At 37.4% G+C, this 26,044-nt stretch carries 24 protein-coding genes, 2 riboswitches and 2 other annotated features (1 of these 28 running past the window's edge); of the genes, 20 read left to right on the top strand and 4 right to left on the bottom strand.

The features are described from left to right. Positions 1-162 (top strand) — a binding site (T-box leader) (it extends 75 nt beyond the left edge of the window). 89 nt (positions 163-251) lie between these two features. After that, complete coding sequence (gene cysK / locus ACS3UD_RS11575; protein WP_308139468.1) at positions 252-1,145, top strand: cysteine synthase A; 894 nt, start codon at positions 252-254, stop codon at positions 1,143-1,145. A gap of 14 nt (positions 1,146-1,159) precedes the next feature. Further along, the gene (epsC, locus tag ACS3UD_RS11570) at positions 1,160-1,717 is read left to right on the top strand and encodes a serine O-acetyltransferase EpsC (protein WP_308139469.1); all 558 of its coding nucleotides are present in this window, start codon (positions 1,160-1,162) and stop codon (positions 1,715-1,717) included. Between the two features lie 46 nt (positions 1,718-1,763). Here epsC and ACS3UD_RS11565 read toward each other — a convergent pair whose 3' ends face one another. From ACS3UD_RS11565 to ACS3UD_RS11550, 4 genes are all read right to left on the bottom strand, one after another. Next, positions 1,764-2,789 (bottom strand): GerMN domain-containing protein, encoded by a 1,026-nt coding sequence (locus ACS3UD_RS11565; RefSeq protein WP_308139470.1) that lies wholly within the window; start codon positions 2,787-2,789, stop codon positions 1,764-1,766. A gap of 128 nt (positions 2,790-2,917) precedes the next feature. Continuing rightward, complete coding sequence (locus ACS3UD_RS11560; protein ID WP_308139471.1) at positions 2,918-3,682, bottom strand: ABC transporter ATP-binding protein; 765 nt, start codon at positions 3,680-3,682, stop codon at positions 2,918-2,920. Continuing rightward, on the bottom strand, positions 3,683-4,705 hold the full coding sequence (locus ACS3UD_RS11555) for a FecCD family ABC transporter permease (RefSeq protein ID WP_308139472.1): 1,023 nt from the start codon (positions 4,703-4,705) through the stop codon (positions 3,683-3,685). Beyond that, a complete protein-coding gene (locus ACS3UD_RS11550) occupies positions 4,702-5,655 on the bottom strand; it encodes an ABC transporter substrate-binding protein (protein WP_308139473.1) in 954 nt (317 codons plus the stop codon). Before ACS3UD_RS11550 ends, ACS3UD_RS11555 begins: the two co-directional genes overlap by 4 nt. Positions 5,656-5,835: 180 nt before the next feature. Next, positions 5,836-6,016, bottom strand: a riboswitch (cobalamin riboswitch). Between the two features lie 105 nt (positions 6,017-6,121). Beyond that, positions 6,122-6,294, top strand: a riboswitch (cobalamin riboswitch). 122 nt (positions 6,295-6,416) lie between these two features. Between ACS3UD_RS11550 and cbiD the strand changes: the two genes are divergently transcribed. The 18 genes from cbiD (at position 6,417) to ACS3UD_RS11460 (ending at position 25,905) form a co-directional block, all read left to right on the top strand. Next, positions 6,417-7,505: a cobalt-precorrin-5B (C(1))-methyltransferase CbiD gene (gene cbiD / locus ACS3UD_RS11545; RefSeq protein WP_308139474.1), complete on the top strand. Its 1,089-nt coding sequence runs from the start codon at positions 6,417-6,419 to the stop codon at positions 7,503-7,505. A 9-nt stretch (positions 7,506-7,514) separates the two neighbouring features. After that, positions 7,515-8,270, top strand: a complete 756-nt coding sequence (gene cobM, locus ACS3UD_RS11540; RefSeq protein WP_308139475.1) for a precorrin-4 C(11)-methyltransferase — start codon at positions 7,515-7,517, stop codon at positions 8,268-8,270. Further along, positions 8,270-9,013, top strand: coding sequence for a precorrin-6A reductase (gene cobK / locus ACS3UD_RS11535; protein WP_308139476.1), 744 nt, complete (start codon positions 8,270-8,272; stop codon positions 9,011-9,013). The genes cobM and cobK overlap by 1 nt, the downstream gene beginning before the upstream one ends. Then, entirely contained in the window at positions 9,010-10,230 is a 1,221-nt protein-coding gene (gene cbiE / locus ACS3UD_RS11530) for a precorrin-6y C5,15-methyltransferase (decarboxylating) subunit CbiE (protein WP_308139477.1), read from the top strand. Before cobK ends, cbiE begins: the two co-directional genes overlap by 4 nt. Then, on the top strand, positions 10,227-11,639 hold the full coding sequence (locus ACS3UD_RS11525; RefSeq protein ID WP_308139478.1) for a cobyrinate a,c-diamide synthase: 1,413 nt from the start codon (positions 10,227-10,229) through the stop codon (positions 11,637-11,639). The genes cbiE and ACS3UD_RS11525 overlap by 4 nt, the downstream gene beginning before the upstream one ends. Next, positions 11,629-12,663, top strand: a complete 1,035-nt coding sequence (locus ACS3UD_RS11520; protein WP_308139479.1) for a cobalt-precorrin 5A hydrolase — start codon at positions 11,629-11,631, stop codon at positions 12,661-12,663. Before ACS3UD_RS11525 ends, ACS3UD_RS11520 begins: the two co-directional genes overlap by 11 nt. A 36-nt stretch (positions 12,664-12,699) precedes the next feature. After that, entirely contained in the window at positions 12,700-13,341 is a 642-nt protein-coding gene (locus tag ACS3UD_RS11515) for a precorrin-8X methylmutase (RefSeq protein ID WP_308139480.1), read from the top strand. After that, complete coding sequence (cobI, locus tag ACS3UD_RS11510; protein WP_308139481.1) at positions 13,338-14,063, top strand: precorrin-2 C(20)-methyltransferase; 726 nt, start codon at positions 13,338-13,340, stop codon at positions 14,061-14,063. The genes ACS3UD_RS11515 and cobI overlap by 4 nt, the downstream gene beginning before the upstream one ends. Then, positions 14,060-14,779, top strand: coding sequence for a precorrin-3B C(17)-methyltransferase (gene cobJ / locus ACS3UD_RS11505; protein WP_308139482.1), 720 nt, complete (start codon positions 14,060-14,062; stop codon positions 14,777-14,779). Before cobI ends, cobJ begins: the two co-directional genes overlap by 4 nt. A gap of 16 nt (positions 14,780-14,795) precedes the next feature. Further along, a complete protein-coding gene (locus ACS3UD_RS11500) occupies positions 14,796-15,821 on the top strand; it encodes an ABC transporter substrate-binding protein (RefSeq protein ID WP_308139483.1) in 1,026 nt (341 codons plus the stop codon). Positions 15,822-15,899: 78 nt separating this feature from the next. After that, on the top strand, positions 15,900-16,904 hold the full coding sequence (locus ACS3UD_RS11495) for a FecCD family ABC transporter permease (RefSeq protein WP_308139484.1): 1,005 nt from the start codon (positions 15,900-15,902) through the stop codon (positions 16,902-16,904). Further along, positions 16,905-17,687 carry an ABC transporter ATP-binding protein gene (locus tag ACS3UD_RS11490; RefSeq protein WP_308139485.1) on the top strand — a complete coding sequence of 261 codons (783 nt, stop codon included), beginning with the start codon at positions 16,905-16,907 and terminating at the stop codon, positions 17,685-17,687. It abuts the gene before it with no gap. 13 nt (positions 17,688-17,700) lie between these two features. After that, positions 17,701-18,252 carry an ATP-binding cassette domain-containing protein gene (locus ACS3UD_RS11485; protein WP_440977623.1) on the top strand — a complete coding sequence of 184 codons (552 nt, stop codon included), beginning with the start codon at positions 17,701-17,703 and terminating at the stop codon, positions 18,250-18,252. Further along, positions 18,252-18,986, top strand: a complete 735-nt coding sequence (locus ACS3UD_RS11480) for an ABC transporter permease (RefSeq protein ID WP_308139487.1) — start codon at positions 18,252-18,254, stop codon at positions 18,984-18,986. Before ACS3UD_RS11485 ends, ACS3UD_RS11480 begins: the two co-directional genes overlap by 1 nt. 129 nt (positions 18,987-19,115) lie before the next feature. Continuing rightward, positions 19,116-21,317, top strand: coding sequence for an anaerobic ribonucleoside triphosphate reductase (locus tag ACS3UD_RS11475; RefSeq protein WP_308139488.1), 2,202 nt, complete (start codon positions 19,116-19,118; stop codon positions 21,315-21,317). Then, positions 21,317-21,835 (top strand): anaerobic ribonucleoside-triphosphate reductase activating protein, encoded by a 519-nt coding sequence (gene nrdG / locus ACS3UD_RS11470; protein WP_308139489.1) that lies wholly within the window; start codon positions 21,317-21,319, stop codon positions 21,833-21,835. The genes ACS3UD_RS11475 and nrdG overlap by 1 nt, the downstream gene beginning before the upstream one ends. A 58-nt stretch (positions 21,836-21,893) precedes the next feature. After that, positions 21,894-22,101: a binding site (T-box leader), on the top strand. Positions 22,102-22,172: 71 nt separating this feature from the next. Continuing rightward, positions 22,173-24,824, top strand: coding sequence for a valine--tRNA ligase (locus ACS3UD_RS11465; RefSeq protein ID WP_308139490.1), 2,652 nt, complete (start codon positions 22,173-22,175; stop codon positions 24,822-24,824). Positions 24,825-24,888: 64 nt separating this feature from the next. Beyond that, the gene (locus ACS3UD_RS11460) at positions 24,889-25,905 is read left to right on the top strand and encodes an alpha-hydroxy-acid oxidizing protein (RefSeq protein ID WP_308139491.1); all 1,017 of its coding nucleotides are present in this window, start codon (positions 24,889-24,891) and stop codon (positions 25,903-25,905) included. Positions 25,906-26,044 lie beyond the last annotated feature (139 nt).

Below are 26,044 nucleotides of genomic sequence, written 5' to 3'. Positions count from 1 at the left end.
CAGGATGTATGTATGAAGTGCCCTTTGGAGTACAGCACCGAAATCTGTAACAGAGTAGGCTGCTGCGGAGCATATCCGTTATCGTATAATAGCATGATAGTGCTAGCACAAGGTGGGCAGTATGCCAAAAAGAGTGGAACCGCGGATAACTCCGTCTCTATATAGAGATGGAGTTTTTTTGTATTTATATCTGCATGCATTAGCTATTAAAAATATTTTCTAGTTTATGGGTTCAAAAAGGATGGGATGATATGAGTAATTTTACAACATTAAATTTAATCGGAAATACTCCTGTAGTAAAACTTCCGGAAGAGAATATTTTTGTTAAAATGGAGAAATTTAACCCCGGAGGCAGCATCAAGGACAGGGCGGCATTAGGGATGATACTGGATGCGGAAGAAAAGGGATATTTAAAAAATAACAGTGTAATCGTCGAGCCTACCAGCGGAAATACGGGAATAGGCTTAGCATTGATAGGAAGACTTAAGGGATACAAAGTAATTATAGTAATGCCTGAATCAATGAGTGCGGAAAGAAGAGCGATGATATCCTCTTATGGAGCGACACTGATATTGACAGAGGCTCAAAAAGGTATGTCAGGAGCTATTGAAAGGGCTAATGAAATTTTGAAGAAGGATAAAAATAATTTTATGCCGGATCAATTTAACAACCCTGCCAATCCGATGAGTCATTATAAAACAACTGCAGAGGAAATAATCCGCCAATTGAATGATATAGATATATTTACCGCGTCTGTAGGCAGCGGAGGAACATTGACAGGTGTATCTAAACGCTTAAAAGAATATAACAGCAAAATAATAACAGCGGGAGCAGAGCCTTCAAAATCTGCGGTTATATCAGGAGGAAGCCCGTCATCTCACAAAATACAGGGCATTGGGGCGGGATTTATTCCAAAAACCTACAGTGGAGAAAATGTAGATGAGGTGTTGACCGTAACTGATGAGGAAGCCATAGACACGGCAATTGAGGTTTCAGCTAAAACAGGTATACTGGTAGGCATATCTACGGGAGCCAATGTTGCAGCTGCAAGAAAAATGGCTGAAAAATACGGAAGTAACAAAAAAATATTGACTGTTTCACCTGACGGCGGCGAAAAGTATATGTCGACGGTCAAATATTACTAAAAGGAGGAGACATTATGATGAAGTTTATTAAATCGATAATTGAAGATATAGATTCTGTATTTGGCAGAGATCCGGCAGCAAGAAATAGAATAGAAATACTATTTTTGTATCCTCATATAAAAGCATTGATAGCATATAAAATTTCTCACAGCCTATATTTGAAGAAAAGATTCTTCCTGGCTAGGTGGGTTTCAAATATAGGGAGAAGAATGACGGGAATTGAAATACACCCAGGAGCAACAATAGGAAAGGGACTGTTTATAGATCATGGCATGGGAGTTGTGATCGGCGAAACAGCAATTATCGGGAATAATGTTAAAATGTTTCATGGAGCTACTTTGGGAGGAACAGGAAACGAAAAAGGTAAAAGGCACCCGACTGTTGGAGACAATGTAATTATAGGAAGTTCTGCAAAAATACTCGGAAATATATATATAGCGTCTGGAACGAAGGTTGGGGCCAATGCTGTGGTTCTTCATGATACCAGCCCTAACTCTACAGTAGTTGGAATTCCTGCTAAAGAAGTTAAAAAAGGCAGTAAAATTATTTATTTAAATGAGTATGCAATATAAAAGTGAGGTTCAGCCTGCAATTTGAAACGAGGCTAAGCCTCGTTTTTTATTCATGAATTTTTGTATTGCTGTAATCAACTGACAACGGTTCTCCTTCTTCAAGAATTATGTGCCCCGATTCATAAGGGCCTCCTTCAATTGTAAGATATACAATATGAGTGTCGTAGTAGGTCCCAAGAGTATTTGCAATACATGTAAGTACCTTTTCTTCAAATCCGGCGCCTAAATTCATTTCAGTTATAAATTCTTTAGATAAGTCAATATGGGCGCTGTTTTCTTCAAGGCTGTAATAAAGTTCATTTATTTTTGTATTGGGACTGAATATTTCGTAAACAGACAAATCTTTTAAGGTTTTTTCAATTACATCCTTAGGTTCATCATTGGTATTAAAAGATACAGGCACGTCGATTGTGTTTAAATTTATGCCGTTTATATCAGGATAAAATAGTGTTACAGTTTGAATGAAAGGAACATTATTTTCAATATCGGACAATGTTGAAACAGTTTCGTAACCTTCTCCTTTATTTACGGTTTTAACTAGTCCTTTATTTCTTGCATAGTATTCAATTACGGTTTCATTGTTATTTTTTGTTGTTACCTCAATAGCATCTAAGTTTCCTTGAGTAGTTACAACTTTTTTGGAAATATTAGTTATTACGGTTTCGGAATTTTCTCCTGTTAACCAGCTGTTTCCTTCTTTTAAAGGTTCTTTAAGAAGAATTTTACTTTCTGTATATTCATCATCTGCAAAATTTTCACGGAAATATGTCTCGCCTCTGAAGAATACTTCTTTCAGCTGTCCGTCTTTTAATTCTAGAACTTTAACAGACTCGGACCCTCCGTTATTGGTCCTTATCTGTACTCTGCTATCAGTTTTATAATCTATGAAGACCGTATATGACGTATATTCGTTTCCTACACCTTCATATATGTACTTAGCGTTTTCAGTTAAAGGGTAAAAATCTTCGATTCTATATTCATTAGGTATATTGGACTCTTCAGTGATGTTGCCGTTCTCGCATGCGGTTAAAATTAGCATGAGTAACAAGGCAGAAATAAGTATTTTTTTCATAGGTATCTCCTTATATACATAAACTATATTTTTATATATTATGCCCAAAAAAAGAATATATAAAAATTAAGGAATAAAATAAGAATTTCTGCTATTTTATTTTTGAAATAGAATTGGTATTTAGCGCTTTAAAAGCTTTCCCAATATTTTAAAGATTTAATCATATAGCCTGCTACATCCATATCGTATACGTCATTAATTGTTTTCGAAGAAATTATATCCTCAGCTCTTCCATAGGCAGCTATGTTACCGTTTTTAAGAAGAAGCACGTTATCTGCAAGCTTCATGGCTAAGTTCAAATCGTGAAGTACTCCTATAACTGCATGGCCTTTCTGTTTGGACCAAACTTTTAAAAAATCTATAAGCTCAGCCTGATTTTTAAGGTCAAGGTGGTTTGTCGGTTCATCAAGAAGTATGATACTTGGCTCTTGTGCCAGGGCTCTTGCAAGATATACTCTTTGAAGTTGTCCTCCGGATAGTGTGTTAATCTGCTTGTTTTTCAGGTTTAACAGATCGACGGCTTTCAGGCATTTTTCTGTATATTCTCTGTCTATGGCAGAAGGTTCCTTAAATGTTCTTTCTTTCATATGAAGATATCTGCCCAAAAGTACAGTTTCATATACTGTATAGGAAAAATAAATGCTGGATATTTGGTTCATAACTGCTATTTTTTTTGCTATTTCTGTTCTTTTCATTAAGGATATTTCTCTGCCGTCTATTTTTATGAAGCCTTTGTGAGGTATAATACCGGCTATCGTCTTTATAAGGGTTGTTTTTCCGCATCCATTTGGCCCTAAAACACAGAGACTTTCACCTTCAGAGACGTGTAAGTCTATATTTTTCACTATGTCATAACCGTTGTATCCTGAAGAAACATTTGATAAAGTGAGCATCTATAATTCCTTTCTTTTAGAAAAATATACATAAGCAAAAAATGGTGCGCCGATCAGTGCGGTTATGCTTCCCACAGGCAGCTCTGAAGGAGATATGATTGTACGGGCAATTAGATCACATATTACCATGAAGGAGCCTCCAAAAATCCAGGACATAGGAATTACAACTTTGTGCGCAGAGCCAAAAATTTTTCTTACAACATGGGGAGCGACCAAGTCAATAAATCCTATAACACCTGTAAAGGATATTGCACTGCCGGTCAGGGCAGCCGATAAACCGAGTAAAATCCATTTGATTTTGAAGACGTCTACTCCCATTGTAAAAGCTTGTTCTTCTCCAAATGTCATTATATCCATTTCCTTTGAATAAAAAGCAATAATAATAACACCGGCAAGCACGATAGGAAACAGTATAAAAATGCTAGACCAATCCTTGAGCGCAAATGAACCCATTTGCCAGAAGGTAAGCTGCTTAATATGATCTCCTGACATGGAAGTAATAAGTGTCAATATTGCATTTACAAATAATGAAAAAACCATTCCTGTTAATATGATGGTGTTGTTTTCTAAGTTTTTATCCATTTTTGAAGCAAATTTCACAGCCAAAAAAACAGTAAGCAGACCGCATGACAGTCCAGCTGCAGGCAAGGTGAACATTTTCAGAAAAGGAATGCTGAATCCTGTTACTATAATAAAAGCGGCACCCAATGATGCGCCTGATGACACGCCGAGAGTATAGGACGAAGCCAGAGGATTTTTCAGTACTGACTGCATCACGGCTCCGCTTACAGCAAGAGCACCTCCAACAATGAAGGCGAGAATGGCTCTTGGAAGCCTGAGATCCCATACTATTGATACGAATACATCTGGTATGCTTGAGGGCAGCTCTGTTGAAAACAGCTTGTTTGAAACTATTGCCGCAATATCCCCCGGCGGCACATATATGCTTCCTAAAGCCACTCCAATCAGCAATACTAATACACCTAATAAATAATAAACTATTACTTTTATACTTATTTTCATTTTTTATAAACTTCCGGATATATTGCTACGGACATTTGTTCCATTGCTTTAATTATATTTTGATTCGACAATGAGCTGAAATTATTGTCAATATAGTAAACATCATCATTTTTCACAGCAGTTATATTTTCCCACCCGGTGCGGTTTTTAATTTCATCAACAGCATTTTCTATATAGTTTACATTTGTGAGTATTATGTCGGGATTGGAGGCTACTATTACTTCATCTGATATAGAGACCCATTTTTCCTGATCTTTCAGAATGTTTTCAGCTCCCAGCAATTCAATCATTTCATTTAAGAACACGCCGCTGCCGAAACTGTATAAATCGGGCGCTGCAGCAATTTCAAAGTATACCTTTTTTTTGTTTTCAATAGTTGTACTAATTTTTTCGAATCTAGATATTTCAGTTTTCATGTTGTCTACAATATCTCTGCCCTTATCACCGGCTTGAAGAGAGTCGGCTATAAAGATTATGTCTTTGTAGATTCCTTCTATACTGTCGCTTGACGGTATGTATGCAACGGTTATCCCAAGATCTTTAATAGGTTTAAATGGGTCATTTCCGTCACTCATGCTCATCCCTGTAGCATAAATTATGTCAGGCTCCAGTGCTACAAGCTGCTCAACGTCCGGGTTCATAATGTCAAAGAAAGGCACATCATCAGGAATTCCGGCTATATCTTCTGAATACTTGTCAACTGCAACAAGCTTATCTCCATACCCTAAAGCCACTATCATTTCTGTGTTAGCAGGTGATATGGATATTATTCTATCAATTTCCGAAGGTATGTTTATCTTGTTTCCTGCCCTGTCTTCAGAAATAAGCTGAGCATTTTGAACTGAATTTTCATCAGACGGTTCTTTAGGTTGTGACTGCTCATTTGTGCATGCTGACAGAGACAATACAATAATCAATGCTAAAATAGGTAAATATAGTCTTTTTTTCATGATTCTCCTCCAATTAAACAATTCGTACAACAGTATTTTCTGCTTGATTATATAAGTTTGCGGACATAAAAAAACGCCTCGACAAATTAACCGAAACGTAAAATCCACAATGCTTTAAATATGTTCAAATTATTATTCAGCCAGTGCTCTTTTTTCCTGAAGAACATGACATCTGCGGTATTTACGCAAATAATATCGGCAGGTTTTCCGACTCAGAGGTCACAACAATTTTTAGCCTTCCCGGATATCCAGTGGCTGGCTGAACCTTAAAAATTGCTCTCTCATTACGGCAGCAGGACTGTTTAGGACTTTAACCTAATTCCCTATTATCGCAAGGCGCACCAATATTATGGTTTTTCAATTAATTTAAGTATAGTATATTACATTTTAATTGTCAATAAATACGGCCCGTTTTCTGACCTATAATTTATTGACAATGATTAATGCATAATATATAATTGATTCAAACCGAATATTATGTTGTGGTAACTTATGTTTTAAAAGGGAAAACAGTAAAAGCTGTTACAGCCCCCGCTACTGTGAAAGGTGATAATGCTTGATGCCACTGTGCTTATGCATGGGAAGGTGTGTGTTAGATGATCCGAAAGTCAGGAGACCTGCCAGAATATATATTTGTAGATTTTCGGGAGGATAATCTAAAATAAGAACATATTTGATAGTATGGTCATTCAATTGTTATTTAGAACTTCCGTGAACACGGAAGTTTTTTTATACTTTCAAAATATGTTAATGAGGTGCGTATGGAAAAGTATATGGTTGTAAACGGAAAAAAGTTAAGATGTGGTTTTACCACAGGAACATGTGCTACAGCTGCGGCAACTGCCGGAGCATTGATGATATTTACAGGCGAAACTGTAGATAAGGTGTCGGTTAGGCTTCCAAGAGGAGAAATATTAATTATTGATATTAAGACTCCTGTTTTTAGCGTACATGGAGTTAGATGTTGTGTTAAAAAGGATAGCGGAGATGACCCTGATTCCACAGATGGTATTTTAATTTATGCCGATGTTAGTTTGGATGATTCGGGAAAAATAAATATCGTGGGAGGAAAGGGTGTTGGAAAAGTAACTCAGAAAGGTCTGGATTGTTCTGTTGGAGAACCTGCTATTAATTCTGTTCCCAGAAAAATGATAACTGAAAATGTTCAGAGAATTTGCAGTCAATATGGGTATAGCGGCGGAGTTAATATAGTGATATCTGTTCCCGAAGGGGAAGAGGTTGCAAAAAAGACGTTTAATCCGCAGCTTGGAATTGTAGGAGGTATTTCTATAATAGGGACGACGGGTATAGTGGAACCTATGAGTGAAAAAGCTCTTATTGACAGTCTTAAGATTGAAATGCAGGTAATAAGAGAAAGAGGATACAATACGCTTTTGGCGTTTCCCGGAAACTATGCGGAAAACTTTATAGACAAAACCTTGGGAATAAAAGGTGAAAACAGTCTTAAATTCAGCAATTATCTTGGAGAGGTGCTGGATTATGCCTTGGAGCTCGACTATAAGGAAATACTTATAGTAGGACATATAGGCAAATTGGTTAAAGTAGCCGGAGGTATGATGAATACACATTCCAACACCGGTGATTTTAGAATGGAAATGCTAGGCTGCTATGCTGGTTTATACGGTGCGGGAAGTAACGTTATATCTCAGATTTTATCAAGCGTTACTACTGAGCAGGCAATAGATATATTAAAAAAGGAAAAATTAGATAAAAAAGTAATTAAAAAAATATATGAAAGAGCCCTTTATTATATAAACAGGAGAGTTGGAGATAGAATTAACATTAAGCTCATAATGTATTCAAATAAGCACGGGCTATTAAATTGGTAGGAGAAAAGTATGGTAAATTTTGTAGGGGCAGGACCCGGAGCGGCAGATTTAATAACATTAAGAGGGCACAAACTTTTATCTGAAGCAGATGTTATTATATATGCAGGGTCTCTTGTAAACAAAGAATTGTTAAAGTATGCAAAGGAAGGGGCAGAAATCCACAACAGCGCTCATATGACTCTTGAAGAGGTAATTGAGGTTGTGAAAAAGGCGGAAAAGGAAAACAAAAGCACGGTTAGGCTTCATACCGGTGATTCAAGTATTTACGGTGCAATAAGAGAACAGATTGATATTTTGAGGTCTAATGGAATTTCATATGATGTGGTTCCAGGTGTCAGTTCATTCTGCGGTGCGGCAGCATCTCTTAAAGCTGAATACACTCTGCCGGATGTGAGCCAATCTGTAATAATAACAAGGATGGAGGGAAGAACTCCCGTTCCGGAACGAGAAAGCATACGTTCTTTTGCCGCTCACAATGCGACAATGGTATTGTTTTTAAGCTCAGGGTTGACTGAGGAACTATCCCGGGAGTTAATTGCAGGCGGGTATGATGAAGAAACTCCTGTCGCAGTCGTGTACAAGGCCACATGGCCAGATGAAAAAATATTTAGATGTACAGTGAAAACTCTGCCTGAAACAATGCAAAAAAATAATATAACTAAGACTGCACTTATTCTTGTGGGAAATTTTCTCGGCGACAGCTATGAAAGAAGTGAATTATATAATCCAAAATTTACTCACGAGTTTAGGAAGGGGACCCACTAATGCATGTTTGTATTTTCGGAGGTACGACAGAGGGCAGACTTTTGACCGAATTTCTGAATGACATTGGTGTAAGCGTTAGATTGTTTGTAGCTACGGATTACGGCGAGCAATTCATAAAAGATATGGACAATGTTACAGTTTACTGTGAGAGGCTTGATAAAAAAGAAATGATTGAGTTGTTTGAGAAGAATCAATTTGATTTTGTAATTGATGCAACTCACCCGTTTGCAACTGAAGTCTCTAGAAATGTGAGAGAGGCAGCAGAATTCTGCAGACTTAATTACTTAAGAATAGTAAGAGAAGTATGCGAAAATTCTCAGTGCTTATATTTTGACAGCGTTAATGAAATTGTTTCATATTTAAACAACAGAGAAGGAAATATTCTTCTTGCTACAGGAAGCAAAGATTTAGATAAATTTACGCATGTACGCAATTATGCGCAAAGAATTTTTGTCAGAATTCTCCCTATGACAAGCTCTTTAGAAAGGGCATTGAAGCTTGGATTTTCAAATAAAAATATTATCTGCATGCAGGGGCCTTTCAGCGAGGAATTGAATATTGCAATGATTAATTCAGTTGGTGGTGGGTTTGTTGTGACAAAAGAAAGTTCATCATCGGGAGGCTTTGAGGAAAAGGCCTCTGCATGCACCAAAACCGGTGCAGAATGTCTTGTATTAAAGAGGCCATATGAAGAGGGAATAACGGTGGAGAAATTTAAAGAGCTTATTAGAGGTAGTATATGAAAAAAGTTTATATTATAGGTCTTGGTATAGGAAATATAAGCTACATGCATAAAAAATCAGAGGAAGCTGTAAATTCTTCTGAGTGCCTGATAGGTGCTGGGAGAATGCTTAAAAGTTTTATGGATTCTGGTAAAACGATTTATGAAAGCTCCAATGCAGAAAATATATGCGAGTATATAGATCAAAGCCGCTTTAATTCATATGGAATTATGGTGTCGGGAGACTCGGGATTTTACAGCTTGTCAAAAAAAATCACGGAAATCATTGCTCGAAAAAATGAAATTATTATTGAAAATATTCCGGCAATAAGTTCACTTCAGTATTTTACAGCTAAGTTGAACATTTCGTGGGACAATATAAACTATTTGAGTGCCCACGGGAGAAGTATCAATGTAGTATCCCATGTAATTTTCAATGAAAAGACTTTTATTCTGACAGGAAGAGATTTTGGACCGGGTGCAATATGTGAGCTTTTGACAAACAAGGGTCTGGGGCATCTAAAGGTAAGTGTAGGCGAAAATCTGTCATATGAAAATGAGAGAATAATTGAGTCTGAAGTGGAAAAAATTGCAGGCATGAAATTTGAAAGCCTCTCTGTAATGTTAATTCATAATAATGAATTTATATCAAAGGATGAAGGACTTCGTTCAATAAGGGATGAGGAATTTATAACAGGCAGCGCTCCTATGACGAAAAGTGAGGTAAGGTCATTGAGTGTGGGAAAACTGAACCTGAAAAGCAACTACACAGTATATGACATAGGTGCGGGCACAGGTTCGGTATCTGTGGAGGCAGCTTTGAAATTGCATGGCGGAACAGTGTACGCTGTGGAAAAGAATTCCCAGGCGGCAGAACTCATATATAAAAATATACAGAAGTTTAAAACACGCAATATCGAGGTTGTAAAAGGTTCAGCTCCATTGGCAATAGAAAATCTTCCAAAGCCGGATGCTTGTTTCATAGGAGGAAGTTCCGGAAATATGGAACAAATCATCAAAATAGTATTGGCAAAAAATCCAGATGTAGATATTGTTGTAAATACAATAACTTTGCAGAGCTTAAATGAAGCCTTGAGCTGCATGGAAAAATATAAAATTAAAAATATGGAAATTATAAATGTTTCTGTGTCTAAGTCAAAAAAAGTAGGAAAGTATGACATGATGATAGGGCAAAATCCAATTTACATAATAAGCGGAAAGGGAAGTGGTATACTGTGAAGTTAAAAGTTCCCAGAATAATGATTTCGGCCGCAGGAAGCAATAGCGGAAAAACAACCGTAACGGCAGCGGTTTTAAAAGCGCTAATGCTAAGAGGCAAAAGGCCTGCTTCATTTAAAGCTGGCCCAGATTATATTGATCCTATGTTTCATTCAAAAGTCATAAAAGTTCCTTCCAGAAATTTAGATAAATTTATGGTGGGCGAAAATAATTGTAAATATATATTAGGCAAAAACAGTATTAATTCGGATATTTCAATTATAGAAGGGGTCATGGGATATTACGACGGAATTGGCTATGGCACGTCGTCAAGTTCATATGATTTAGCGTTGTCATTAAGCTGTCCGGTGCTTCTTGTCATTAATCCTGACGGGATGGCTGCTTCAGTGTGTGCAATAATTGAAGGATTTAAGGCTTTTAGAAAGAACAGTAACATTTGTGGCGTAATACTAAATAATGTTTCTCAGGCAATGTATAATTATTATAAAAAAATTATTGAAATGAATGCGGATGTAAAAGTTTATGGATATATGCCTTACTTGAATGATTGTAGGCTGGAAAGCAGGCATTTGGGACTCGTGACTGCTGAAGAAGTAGGAAATCTTCAGGCAATAGTCGATGAGCTTGGAAGGCAGGCGCTTTGCACAGTTGACTTAGAAGGCCTAATTGAACTGGCTGAAAATTCTGACTGCTTGGAGTATGAGGAACCTGGTATAAGCTTTATAGGAAAAACAAAAATTGCTGTTGCCAATGACAAGGCATTTTGCTTTTATTATCAGGATAATTTAGACTTGCTTAAGCAGATGGGTGCTGAAATTGTAAGTTTCAGCCCAATGAACGATAAAAAGCTTCCTGAAGGCATTGGGGGACTGTATATAGGAGGAGGATATCCGGAGCTGCATATAGAGGAATTATCTGCGAACAAATCAATGCTCTGGGATATAAATAGAAAAATTAATTCAGGTCTTCCTGTATTTGCGGAATGCGGAGGATACATGTATCTTATGGACAGTTTCACAAACATGGATGGAAAATCATACAGCCTCGCGGGAGCAGTGAAAGGAAACAGCTATATGACCGAATCTCTCAGAAGGTTTGGATACATTACATTGACCAGCCGTAATAAAAACTTAATGTGCGGCATTGGAGAATCTATAAACGGTCATGAGTTTCACTATTCAGACAGTACGAATACAGGTGATGCCTTTTGTGCGATTAAACCTGAATCTACCAGAAGCTGGGACGCTATAATAGCAGATGATACGAAATTTATGGGATATCCCCATATCAATTTTTTAGGGAATCTAAAGTTTGCTGAAAATTTTATCAAAAAATCATGCATTTACAGTGGTCAGTACCGAGATGCCGAATCTGAACGTTTACAAAAGGCAGGAAAATATGAATATTGATATATATGCATTTTCAAAAAATGGTGCAAAGCTATGCGATAAATTGATTGAAAATTTAATTAAATTCTCGGTGAATGCCTACGTTCCTCAAAAGTATGCCGATTCATCTAAGTTTGCTAAGCCTCGTGAAGAGAATTTATACAATGCAGTTGAAAAGTCATTTAGGGATGCAGATTGCATAATTTTTATAGGTGCGGCAGGCATAGCTGTAAGGGCGGTTGCACCTTTTGTAAGAAGTAAAAAAAGCGATCCTGCCGTAATATGTATGGATGAGAAGGGTATAAACGTAGTTTCCCTTTTAAGCGGGCACATAGGAGGGGCAAACAGGTTGACAATAAAAATTGCAGATATTATAGGAGGCAATCCTATTATTACAACTGCTACAGATGTGAACGGGAAACTTGCTGTCGATGAATGGGCTCACAGAAAGAATCTTCATATTATGAGCTTAAAAAAAGCGAGAGATATAGCAGCAGAAATACTAGACAACAAAAAAATAGGATTTGAATCAGATTTTAAAGTCATAGGAGATTTGCCGCTTGAAATAGACTGTGCAGAAAAAGAAACAGGAATATGCATATCCCTTGATTCTGGTAGACGACCTTTTAAAAATACACTGAACCTTGTTCCGCGAATTGTTTCCATAGGAGTCGGATGCAGAAAGGGAGCAGATTTTAAGGACATTTATGCTGCAGTTAAGAAAGTTCTGAACGACCAAGGTATTTCACATTTTGCAGTGAGCTCCATAAATTCCATAGATTTGAAAAAAGATGAATACGGAATCAAAAAAGCGGCGGATATTTTTAAAGTTCCCTTTTGCACATATTCTAAGGATGAGCTTAACAGCCTTCATGGGGAATTTACCAACTCTGATTTTGTAAAAAATATTGCCGGTGTAGACAGTGTGTGCGAAAGGTCCGCAATTATGGGAAGCAAGAAGGGAAGGCTGTTCATAAATAAGACTGTGGTTAATTCTGTTACAGTTGCGGCAGCTATTGATGATTATGAAGTAAGCTTTGAATAAATTTAATGTAAGAAACCTTTACGAACAGGAGAAATAATGGAAAATATTAAATTTGTAGAACCGCATAATATTGAAAAAAGAAGTTTTGAAATAATTCAGAGTGAAATGGGTGATGTTGTTCTTGAAAAAGAAATTGAACCCATAGTTAAAAGAGTTATTCATACTACAGCAGATTTCGACTATCTGACGAGTATGTGTTTTTCTCAGAATGCTGTTAAAAAAGCGAAGGAAGCCTTAAAAAACGGAGCTACCATAGTTACGGACACTAATATGGCACGATCCGGAATAAACAAAAATGCTGCTGGAAAATACGGGGTTGAAGTGCGCTGCTTCATGGCTGAGGAAGATGTAGCAGCAGAGGCCAAGGAAAGAGGAGAAACGAGGGCAACTGTTTCCATGGAAAGAGCATGTAATATAAGTGGGCCTATTATATTTGCAATAGGGAATGCGCCGACGGCTCTGATAAAACTTTACAAACTTATTAAGGCAAATAAAATCAGGCCTGAGGTAATAATAGGAGTTCCAGTAGGATTTGTAAATGTTGTAGAGGCTAAAGAGCTCATAATGACGCTTGAAGATACGGAATACATAGTTGCAAGGGGAAGAAAGGGAGGCAGCAATGTGGCTGCGTCTATATGTAATGCTCTGTTGTACAATATTGAGGAGTGTAAGCAATGATGGATAAATTAACTCAAGGAATATTTTACGGCATAGGAGTTGGAGTCGGTGACAGTGATTATGTTACAAAAAGAGCTGTTGATGTTATTAAGACTCTAAATGTGCTTTATGTTCCATCTGCAAAAGAAAAAGAAGGATTTAGCACAGCATATAAAATCATTAAAGATTACGTGGATGAAAAAACAGTTGTAAAGATCAGGCATTTTCCTATGAATTATGATAATTTAGAACTTCAAAAAACATGGGAAAGCATTGCTCTCGAGATTGAAAAGGATGTTTCCGACAATATGAGGGTCGGTTTTGTAACCATAGGAGATCCCATGGTTTATAGCACATATATATATCTTTTAAAAATATTAAAGAAAAAGGTTAATGTGGTGACCATACCTGGAATCACGTCTTTTTTAGATATTGCATCCAATAACAATTTTCCCCTTGTTGAAGGGGATGATCCGCTGGTAATTTTGCCGGCAACGATAGATGAGGAAAAACTTAGAAGGTATGTTAAAAATGAAAACTCTATTGTGCTCATGAAGGTGTATAACAATTTTGACAAAATCGTATCCATGCTTGTGGATGAAAATTTGAGCAGGCATGCTATAATTGTGAGCAATTCGTCAAAAGATGAGGAAGTTGTTTATAAAAATATTGAGCAGATAAAAAAAGAAGATGTTTCTTATTTTACAACCATATTAATAAACAAAAGGTGGGAGTTGTCATGATATATGCAGTAGGAATAGGCCCGGGAAAAAGAGAAGGCATGACCGGTGAAGCCCTTGAGGCCATAAAAAAATCAGATGTTATAGTGGGCTATAAAACATACATTGATTTTATAAAGGAACTTATAAAAGATAAGGAAGTAATTTCAAACGGAATGAAGCAGGAGGTTGATAGGGTAAAAAAAGCTGTTGAGATTTCAAAAACAGGCAGAACTGTTGCGCTTATTAGTTCGGGAGATGCTGGCGTGTACGGAATGGCAGGACTTGTGTTGGAGTATTCCGACGGCGAAGATGTTAAAATTATCAGCGGTGTTACAGCATCAACTGCAGCTGCAGCTGTGTTGGGAGCACCACTTATGCATGATTTTTGTCATATCAGTTTAAGTGATTTGCTTACTTCTCTGGATTTGATTTACAAAAGAATTAATCTTGCATCAGAAGGTGACTTCATAATATGCATATATAACCCGAGAAGCAAGGGAAGACCTGATTATCTGAAAAAGGCGTTTGAAATTATGAAAAATCATAAATCAGGTACGACTCCCGTAGGCATTGTTAAAAATGCCGGAAGAGAAAATCAGGAGATACGTATCTGTACTATAGACACCATAGACTATGAATCGGTAGATATGCTGAGTATTGTAATAGTCGGGAATAGTTCAACATACGTAAAAGATAACAAAATTATAACAAAAAGAGGTTATGATAAAAAATATTAATTAATTGGAGGATGTAATGAAAAAGTTAAAATCATTTGTACTTATAGCTGTTGCTGTATTGCTTATAGCATTTACTGGATGCAGCAGAAATGCTGAGCCGGAAGTCAACCAGCCTGAAGATAAAACTCCTGAAGCGGGCAACACAGGTGAAAACGAAAATTACGGCGTTATAATCAATGAAGAAAATGTTGTGTTTATAGATTCACAGGGAAAGGAAACAACAATAAAAAAGAATCCTCAAAGAGTAGTCGTACTTCAGAATTCCATCCTTGAAATATGGGATCAGGCTGGCGGAAAGGTTGTAGGAAGAGTTGAGGAATCATCTGACAAAATAGTTGAAAATGCTATGTCAGCAGAGGTTGTAGGAACTGTTGGAACTCCAAGTCTTGAAAAAATATTGTCGCTGCAGCCGGATCTTGTTATTCTTTCAGGCGGCTATACAGCTCATAGAGAAATGATCCCTTCATTACAGCAGAATAATATACAGGTTATATCTTTAGAAATTGATTTTTTAGAGGATTATTACAGAACAGTGAGACTATTTACAGCTATTACGGGAAGAGAAGATTTATATGAAAGTCATATTAACGATATACAGAAAAAAGTGGATGAACTAATCGAAAAAGCCCCTTCTGACAGAGGATACAAGGTTGTTATTATATTTGCAACTGCTAAAGGTATAACTGTGAGAGATTCAAATACAATGGTAGGCGAGATGCTTAAGGATTTGAATACGGTCAATATATCAGATTCAGAAGACAGTACTGTAGATACAAAAATATTCAGCATGGAAAAAATAATACAGGAAGATCCTGACTTTATTTTTGTCCAGACCATGGGAAGTGACCTTGAAAAAGTAACTGAAAGACTTAAGTCTGATGTGCTTGACAATCCAGCATGGGCATCCCTTACAGCTGTAAAAGAAGACAGATATATTGTTCTTCCGAAAGATTTATATCTTTATAAGCCAAATGACAAATATCCTGAAGCATATGAAGGATTGGCAAAGATTCTTTACCCTGATGTATATGAAAATAAGTAATTATATGAACTGTATATGGAAATTCTATAAAGTTTCCGTATGCTAACTAGTTTAAGGCGCCAGTTCGGGAGAAAAAATATGACTAAATGTGATGCTCAAAAAAGAAATGTTAAAAAGCATGTTATTTTAATAATTTTTGTTTTACTTTGCGTATTAAGCTTTTTTATAAGCATTGGCAATGGCGCTGTTAATATTTCATTCAGAGAAATATTGCATGCCGTAATGTTTGAAGAAGAAACAGTAAATTATCAGATAATTTGGAATGTAAGGCTGCCGCGAACTATTGTGGCATCTCTGGCAGGTACATGTCTTGCTTTGTCAGGATGCATACTTCAGGGGGTTATGAGAAATCCTCTTGCAGCACCCAACATAATAGGAGTTTCTTCAGGAGCTGGATTAATGACATTGATAGTACTAATTTTATTTCCGGATTACTATTTCCTGGCTCCTGCAGGAGCTTTTGCCGGTGCTCTTCTTGCCACGCTGTTTATTTATTTCCTGGCATGGAAGGAGGGAGCTGTTCCAACAAGGCTCATATTGGCTGGAGTTGCTGTTTCATCCCTTTTAGGTGCTGGCAACAATGCTATTATGACGTTTTATCCTGACAAGGTTGCAGGAGTTATAGGGTTTATGGTGGGAGGTCTTTCGGCAACAAACTGGGAGCATGTTTTAATGATTTTTCCATATGCTTTGTTAGGTATTTTACTTTTACTGCTTATTGCCAACAAGCTTAATATACTAATGCTTGGAGACGAAGTAGCTACTGGACTTGGGCTGAATGTGGAAATCACAAGATTTTTATTTATTATCGTTTCATCTTTACTTGCGGGAGCTGCAGTTAGCGTTGTTGGGCTTTTAGGGTTTGTGGGACTTATTGTACCTCACATTACAAGGTTGTTTATAGGATCGGATTACAAGTACCTGCTGCCTGCCAGTATCTTTACGGGATCATCGGTTGTTGTCCTTTGCGATACTCTGGCAAGAGTTATGTTTGCACCTATTGAAATACCAGTGGGAATTATAATGTCTGCACTGGGAGCACCGTTTTTTCTGTATTTATTAAGAAAGAGGAAGGAATACTAGATGGAATTAACAGCTGAGAGACTCAATGTCTGCTATGGGGAAAAATTAGTGCTAAAAGATGTTAGCTTCAATATAAATAATGGAGAAATAGCAACATTTATCGGTCCAAACGGTTCGGGGAAGTCAACAATAATAAAGACAGTAAGTGGGTTCCTTAAGCCCGCAGGCGGCAGCGTATACCTGAACAAGGTAAATATGGGGAAAATTAAAACTAAAGATATTGCTAAAAATGTTGCCGTACTGCCCCAGATAAAAATGGTTCCTTCCGATATAAATGTAGAAGAGCTGGTTACAAACGGGCGTTATCCGCATCTTAGATTCGGACGAAGGCTGGAAAAAGAGGACAGAGAAATTGTTTCATGGGCACTTGAAAAAACAGGACTTTTTGAAATTAAAGATAGATATGTAGCCACCCTGTCAGGCGGGGAGAGGCAGAGGGCTTGGATTGCAATGTCACTGGCACAAAAACCGAAGATGCTGCTTCTTGATGAGCCTACGACATTTCTGGATATATGCTACCAGCTTGAGGTACTGGAGCTTGTTAAGGAGCTAAACGAAACATTGGGAATAACAGTTGTGATGGTTCTGCATGACTTAAACCAGGCGGCAAGATATTCTGATAAATTACTGGTAGTCAATAATGGTGAGCTGTGCGAGTCGGGCGACCCTCTTAATGTAGTAACTAAAGAACTGTTAAAAAATATTTTTAGAATAGATGCAGATATTTATGAAGATAAAATTCATAAATGTCCTTACTTCATTCCCAAAAAAATAACAGAATGAGGGAAGTGATTACTTGTTTGCCGCAAAACTTTTCAGGGTGAAAAACTATAAGAATAAAATAGATGAATTACTGGAATTTGCTGAGCTTGATGACTTCATGGAAAGAAAGGTTATGAATCTTTCTGGAGGCATGGCAAGAAGATTGACCATAGCAAAAGCTATGATTAATGACCCTGAAATAGTCATACTAGATGAACCTACCGTTGGTATAGACATAAACGGAAGAAGGAAAATTTGGGACATGCTGAAATACATGAAAACCAAGAACAAGACGGTGCTGTTGACAACACATTATATAGAGGAAGCAGAATATTTGTGCGGCAGAGTATGTCTTATTGATAAAGGAAGGATTATTCAAGATAATACGCCACGGTTTCTAAAAAAACAGCTGGGACTTTATACGGTTGAATATTTTGATGAGGAGTCCAAAACAAGATACAAGTTTTTTGAGGATAAGCAGATGGCACTTAATTATTCATCCGAAATCGAAAGCATGAATTATACAATAAGAGATACAACACTTGAAGATGTGTTCTACAATTTCACAAATAGGAAGGTGCAATAATGGAAGTTGCTACCGTGCTATGGAGAGAGTTTATATTTTTTAAAAGACGTATAATCAGAATTACATCTGCTGCAATTATGAGTCCGGTGCTGTATCTTATAGCATTCGGTTGGGGCCTTGGAAAAGATGTTGTTGTGGAAGGAGCTACGTATATGCATTTCATTATACCCGGTATAATAGCGCTTACTACAATGAATACAAGTTTTAATGCCGTTTCCACAAGGATAACTGTTTCAAAGCTTCATGAAAAAAGCTTTGAATATTATCTTACATCACCTGTAAGAATGCCACTGATGGCACTGGGGCATATTTTGGCAGGAGCCCTCAGAGGAATGTATGCAGCAATACTTATAATTTTTGTTGCTTTGCTGTTCGGTATCAACATAAAAGCAGGTGTCTATTTTATAATTATTTGCTTTTTAAACAGTTTTTTATTTTCCGCACTGGGATACACCGCAGCACTTTCAATAGAAAGCCATTATGAAATGAGCAGGTTCAATACATATATTATGACGCCTATGTCATTCCTTTGTGGCACGTTTTTTTCTCTGGAAAATTTACCTATCGGTGTTAAAACTGTTATAGGCATACTGCCTCTTTCACATACGTCGGTATCTCTCAGAAACATTGCTTTGAATGGAGAATTTTCACACGGTTCGATTGCTGTACTTATACTATACGCAGCGGCATCGTATGCACTCGGTATTTACATGAGTTACAGAGAAATGAAATAAAATAAATTTTATAAGGAATCATTAAGTAGTTGTTTTAACTTTTTTTAGTAAGTTATACAGATACTTATGGAAGCCGCTTTTCAGGAGCAAAGCTGAATAATTTACTAATAAATAAAACGGAGGTATGAAATGAATGTAATAAAAAGAGACGGAAGACTGATAGAGTTTGACAAAAGTAAAATATCCGATGCGATACTAAAGGCTATGAATCATACCGCTGCGGGACAGGATATTGCACTTGCAAAGCAAATAGCACAGGAAATCACTGATGAAACCAAAGAGACAATATCTGTTGAGGATATACAGGACTTGGTTGAAAAGAAGCTTATGGCAAGTATGCGAAAGGATGTTGCAAAGGAATATATAATATACAGAAACAAAAGGAATATAGCTCGTGGCAGAAAGCAGTACGATATATATATGGACATAGTTAATGCAGTCCCCAACGATGTTACCAGGGAGAATGCAAATATGAATGCGGACACACCGGCGGGAATGATGATGAAGTTTGCAAGTGAATCATCCAAGCCTTTTGTGGATGACTGTCTTTTATCAGAGCAGTCAAAGCAGTATGTGGAAAACAATTATATTCATATACATGATAAGGATTATTATCCTACAAAATCACTTACATGCCTTCAGCATCCGCTGGATTACATTCTTAAAAACGGCTTTAGGGCAGGGCACGGATCAAGCAGACCTGCAAAAAGAATAGAAACAGCATCAATTATTGGATGTATTTCAATGGAGCAGATACAAAATGAAATGCACGGTGGACAGGCAATTCCTGCATTTGATTTTTATCTTGCTCCATATGTAAGGCTGACGTACAAGGAAGAAATTAAAAAAATTGAGCAACTCCTGGATATTGACCTTGAAGGGCTTTATGATATTGAAATTGACGATTATATGGAAATGCCGCTTAACGGGCTTAAAAGCAATGATCGATATATGCAGCAGGCAATAAACAATACTGTAAAAAGAGTTCATCAGTCCATGGAAGCATTTATTCATAACATGAATACCATACATTCCAGAGGAGGCAATCAGGTGGTGTTCAGCTCTATAAACTACGGCACTGATACAAGCGCTGAGGGAAGATGCATAATCAGGGAAATTCTTGCTTCTACATACAGAGGAGTGGGAAATGGTGAGACCCCTATTTTCCCCATACAGATATGGAAGAAAAAACGTGGTGTAAACTATCTGACTGAGGATAGAAATTACGATTTATTTAAAATGTCGTGCATGGTTACTGCTAAAAGATTTTTTCCTAACTATCTTAATTTAGATGCAACTTTTAATCAACACGAGGATTGGAATGGGGATGATCCTCAAAGATTTGAAAAAGAAGTGGCAACAATGGGATGCAGAACCAGAGTCTTTGAAAACAGGCACGGTGAAAAAACATCCATAGGAAGAGGAAATTTATCATTTACAACTATAAATATAGTAAAACTTGCGCTGGAGTGCATGGAAATAGAAAAGCTTGAGGACAGAAAAAGAGAATTTTTTAAAAAACTTCAAAAATGTATAGACACTGCGGCAGAACAGCTTCATGACAGATATGTATTCCAGAGTACGGCTGTCAAAAAGCAGTTTCCAATGTTAATGAACGGAATGTGGCTTGACAGCGAAAAGCTGGAATACAATGACAGCGTTGAAAGCGTGCTGAAGCACGGAACATTGGGAATAGGTTTTATTGGCCTCGCTGAAGCGCTGATAGCATTAACGGGTAAACATCACGGAGAGGACGAAAAAGCTCAGAAACTAGGACTTGAAATAGTAAAGTTCATGAATACCAAGATAAAAGAAAAGGCTGAATACTACAATTTGAATTATAGCCTGCTGGCAACTCCTGCCGAAGGGCTTAGCGGAAGATTTATAAAAAAAGACAGGAAGCAGTTTGGAAGCATTCCTCATATAACGGATAAAGAATATTATACGAACAGCTCGCACGTTCCTGTTTGGTATAAATGCTCAATAGAGCATAAAGCTAAGATAGAAGCACCGTACCATGATTATGAAAGAGGCGGACATATATTTTATGTGGAGCTTGACGGCGATGCGGTACATAATCCTTCAGCTGTACTGCAGACTGTAGAGCTTATGGACAAATACAACATGGGATACGGTTCAGTAAACCATACGCGAAACAGATGCAAAAGCTGCGGGTATGAAGATGCTTCAGAAAAGTTAGAATCGTGTCCAGAGTGCGGAAGCAGTGACATTGATACCATTCAAAGGATAACCGGATATCTTGTGGGTGGAGTAGACAGCTGGAATGACGCCAAGAAAGCAGAATTAAGAGACAGGGTGTGCCATAGCTGATGGATAAATTTCTTTATGTAGCGGATATAGTGCCCAATACCATAGTGGACGGAATTGGATTCAGAACTTCTCTGTATCTAAGTGGCTGCGACATCTGCTGCGAAGGGTGTCACAACAGAGATTTATGGGACATAAAATCCGGAAAAAAAATGAAAATAGATAAGGTATACAAAAAAATTACCGAAGAATTTACGGATATTACATTTATAGGCGGTGAGCCAATGATGCAGGCAGAATCACTGGCTGTGCTTGCTAAAGTGATAAAACAAAACACAGATAAAAATATATGGATTTACAGCGGGCATACGTATGAAGAAATAATTTCAAATAAGGTGCAGTTTGGTTTGCTAGAGTTATGCGATGTTCTGGTTGATGGGAAATACGAGGAAGAGTTTTTTCAAAACAATCTCAGATTTAGAGGATCTTCCAACCAAAGAATAATAGATATTAAAAAGTCACTGAAGAATAACAAAGTTGTTTTGTGGAAGGATGATTTTAATTTTGGTTTGCGTCTATAATGTTTTAAAAAAACATTGACAAAGATACTATTTTTTAATATTATGGTAGGTAATTAAATAAACTGCTATGAAAAAGAGGAGTATGCGCATAAACTTTACAGAGATTGAAACCCACCGGTTGAAAGGTTTCATAAGTCAATTTGTGCTGAAGGTAGCTTTGGAGCATTTAATCCGAAACAGCAGTAGGATTAAACGGTGTGACCGTTATAAATTTTAAGAGCCAGTAATGGAAATTAGGTGGTACCGCGGGTTTTCTCGTCCTTATGACGAAGAACTCCCGCTTTTTTGTTATTTAAATAATTTTTGTTTATAACATTTAAAAGGAAGGAATGATAGTATGAATAATATACCAAGCAAGTATAACCCTAAAGAATTTGAAGAAAAAATTTATGACACATGGGTAAAAGAGGATTGCTTTAAGGCTGAAGTAAACTATGATAAAAAACCATTTACAATTGTGATGCCTCCCCCAAATATTACAGGACAGTTGCACATGGGGCATGCCCTTGATATGACTCTTCAGGATGTACTTACCAGATGGAAAAGGATGGAGGGCTATGAAGCATTGTGGCTTCCTGGTTCTGACCATGCAAGCATTGCAACTGAGGTTAAGGTAGTTGAAAAAATAAGAAAAGAAGAAGGAAAATCTAAAGAAGATATCGGAAGAGAAGAATTCCTGAAACGAGCTTGGAAATGGAAAGAAGAATATGGCGGAAGAATAGTTGAGCAGGTTAAAAAACTTGGAAATTCATGTGACTGGTCCAGAGAAAGATTTACTATGGATGAAGGATGCAACGAGGCAGTAAAGGAATTTTTTGTGAATTTGTATAACAAAGGTCTCATATACAAAGGAAACAGAATAATTAACTGGTGCCCGGACTGCCATACAACACTTTCAGATGCCGAAGTTGAGCACGAAGACACACCGGGTAATTATTACTATGTTAAGTATCCATATGCAGATAACCAGGACGAATACTTCGTTGTAGCAACAACAAGACCTGAGACAATGTTCGGGGATGTTGCAATAGCTGCTCATCCGGACGATGACAGATACAAGGACCTTATAGGTAAAAAGGTTATAGTTCCTCTTGTAGGGCGAGAAATTCCTATAATAGCAGATGAATATCCTGATATAGCTAAAGGAACCGGAGCTTTAAAAATTACACCGTGTCATGATCCTAACGACTTTGAAATTGGTCTTCGCCATGATTTGGAGCAGATAAACTGCATGAATGAAGATGGAACAATGAATGCTGAGGCCGGTAAGTATAACGGCATGGACCGTTATGAGTGCAGGAAGGCATTTGTAAAAGATTTGGAAGAAAGCGGATTTATGCTTAAAATAGAAAAAACTGATCACAATGTAGGAACATGCTACAGGTGCCACAACATAATAGAGCCAAGAGTGTCAGACCAATGGTTCGTAAGCATGAAAAAGCTTGCGGAACCAGCCCTCAAAGCGAGCGAGGAAAAGAATGTTGAATTTGTTCCGGAACGCTTTACTAAAATATATACTCACTGGCTTGAAAACATAAGAGACTGGTGTATATCTAGGCAGCTTTGGTGGGGACACAGAATTCCGGCATATTATTGCCAGGAATGTGGAGAAGTAATGGTTTCCAAGGAAGCTCCAGATAAATGTTCAAAATGCGGCAGTACCAACATCAAGCAAGACGAAGATGTTCTTGATACGTGGTTCTCGTCGGGATTATGGCCATTTTCCACATTGGGGTGGCCAAATAATACAGAAGATCTGAAATACTTCTATCCAACGGATGTTTTGGTAACCGGCTATGACATAATATTTTTCTGGGTTGTTCGTATGGTATTTTCAGCTTTAGAAGCCACAGGTGAATCACCGTTTAAGCATGTGTTTATACACGGACTTGTGAGAGATGCTGAAGGAAGAAAAATGAGCAAATCCTTAGGAAATGGAATTGATCCGCTAGAGGTTATAGACCAGTTTGGAGCCGATGCTCTCAGGTTTATGCTTATGACTGGAATCTCTCCTGGAAATGATACGCGATTTAATAATGACAAACTTGAATCAAGCCGTAACTTTGCCAATAAACTTTGGAATGCGTCAAGATTTGTTCTGATGAACATTGAAGGGGACTTAATCAGCAAAGAAGAGGCAGAGAAAAACTACAGGATGGAAGATAAGTGGATAATTTCCAGAGCGAACAAAGCTGCTAAAGAGGTTAAAGAAAATCTCGACAAGTTTGAACTTGGCCTTGCTGCTCAAAGAGTGTATGACTTTATTTGGAACGAATACTGTGATTGGTACATTGAGATTGTTAAGCCAAGACTGTACGGAGATGAAGGCTCTGATAAGGATACTGCGAGATTTGTTCTCATAAAAGTATTAAAGGATATGCTTAAACTACTACATCCGTTTATGCCTTTCATAACAGAAGAGATATGGTCATACCTTCCGGACACAAATACGAGACTTGTAAAGTCAGAATGGCCGCTGTATAAAGAGGAAGAAAACTTTGAAGAAGCGGAAGCAGCCATGGAATTTATTATGGAAGCTGTAAGAAGTATAAGAAACACAAGGGCTGAGATGAATGTTGCACCATCAAGAAAGGCAAGAGCCATTTTCGTACCAAACAAGGATCGTGCAGGTGAATTTATACAGTTAGGATCGCAGCACTTTGCTACACTGGCAAATATAACAGAAATCAAGATAGTTGATGACAAATCATTAATAGAAGAAGATACTGCGTCTTCAGTAATAGATGGAACAGAAATATACTTACCACTTTCGGATCTGATAGACTATGAGAAAGAAATAGAAAGGCTTGAAAAGGAAAAATCAAAGCTTGAAGGTGAGTTGAAAAGAGTTTATAATAAACTTAGTAACGATAAATTTATCAGCAAAGCACCTGAGAATGTAGTAAACGAAGAAAAAGAAAAACAGACAAAATATCAGTCAATGATGGAAAAAGTAGTTGAAAGACTTGAACAGCTGAAAAACAAATAAGAAAATTATATTGAAGACGGTTCTATATTTTAAATTATAGAGCCGTTTTTGAAAGGAGAATGGTATGACATATCAGGAATTATTGGAAAGAGCAAGAGCAAGAATGGCACCGCAGTGCAGAGTATGTAAGGAATGCAACGGTGTTGTGTGCAAAGGGGAAATCCCGGGAACCGGCGGGAAGGGAAGTGCCGCTGCATTTAAAATTTGTGTAGAATTTCTGTCATCAGTTAAAATTAAAATGGATACAATTTATGAAAATAAAGGGCAGGATACTTCTCTTTCTATGTTTGGAAAAGCATTTAAATACCCGGTTTTTATCGCTCCTATCGGAGGAATGAGCTTGAATTACAACGGTGCTATTACTGAAGAAGAGTATGACGAGGCAGTGGTATTCGGTGCATTAAATGCTGGAATCGCTGCATTTACCGGTGATGGTCCCAATGACAGTTTTTTTCTTGACAGCCTTCCAATAATTAAAAAAGCAGGAGGTGTTGCAGTACCAACGGTGAAACCTTGGAAGAACCATAAGGTTATGGAAAAAGTAAGGCTTCTTGAAAAGACCGATGCTATGGCATTTGCAATGGATATTGATTCTGCCGGACTGATTAATCTGGCATTGGCAGGCAAGCCTGTATCATCCAAAAGTGTGGAGGAACTTTCGGAAATAACTGCTTCCACAAAAGTTCCGTTTATTATAAAAGGTGTAATGACTGCAGAAGGAGCGAAGAAAGCATTAGAGACGGGAGCATACGGTATCGTGGTTTCATCACACGGCGGCAGAGTTTTAGAGCATGCTCCGGCAACATGTTCGATGCTTCCTGAAATCAGAAAATCAGTCGGTAATAAGCTTAAAATATTTGTTGACGGAGGAATACGCTCCGGAGCAGACGTGTTTAAAGCGATTGCTTTAGGAGCAGATGCTGTATTGATTGGAAGACCGTATGTAATAGCAGCATTCGGAGGAGGATCGGAAGGCGTTGAACTGTATACCGAGAAAATCGGTGCTGAGCTGAGAGATATAATGGTTATGACAGGCTGCAAAAATTTAAAAGATATAACTATAGATAAAATAATATTGTAAAGCCGTTGAAAAATAATTTTTATGTCTATGGGGTATGTCTATTGGTGAAAGATGTTCTCATCATCTACTTAACAAGTGTTTAGAAGTATAATCTAAGAATTTTATATAAATAAAAAGCGGAAGAATCAACTGGATGCTT

The sequence above is a fragment of the Sedimentibacter sp. LTW-03 genome (assembly GCF_052059825.1).
Classification (GTDB): Bacteria; Bacillota; Clostridia; order Tissierellales; family Sedimentibacteraceae; genus Sedimentibacter.
Note: the sequence above shows the minus strand (reverse complement) of the source record. Positions and strands in the feature narration are given on the sequence as shown.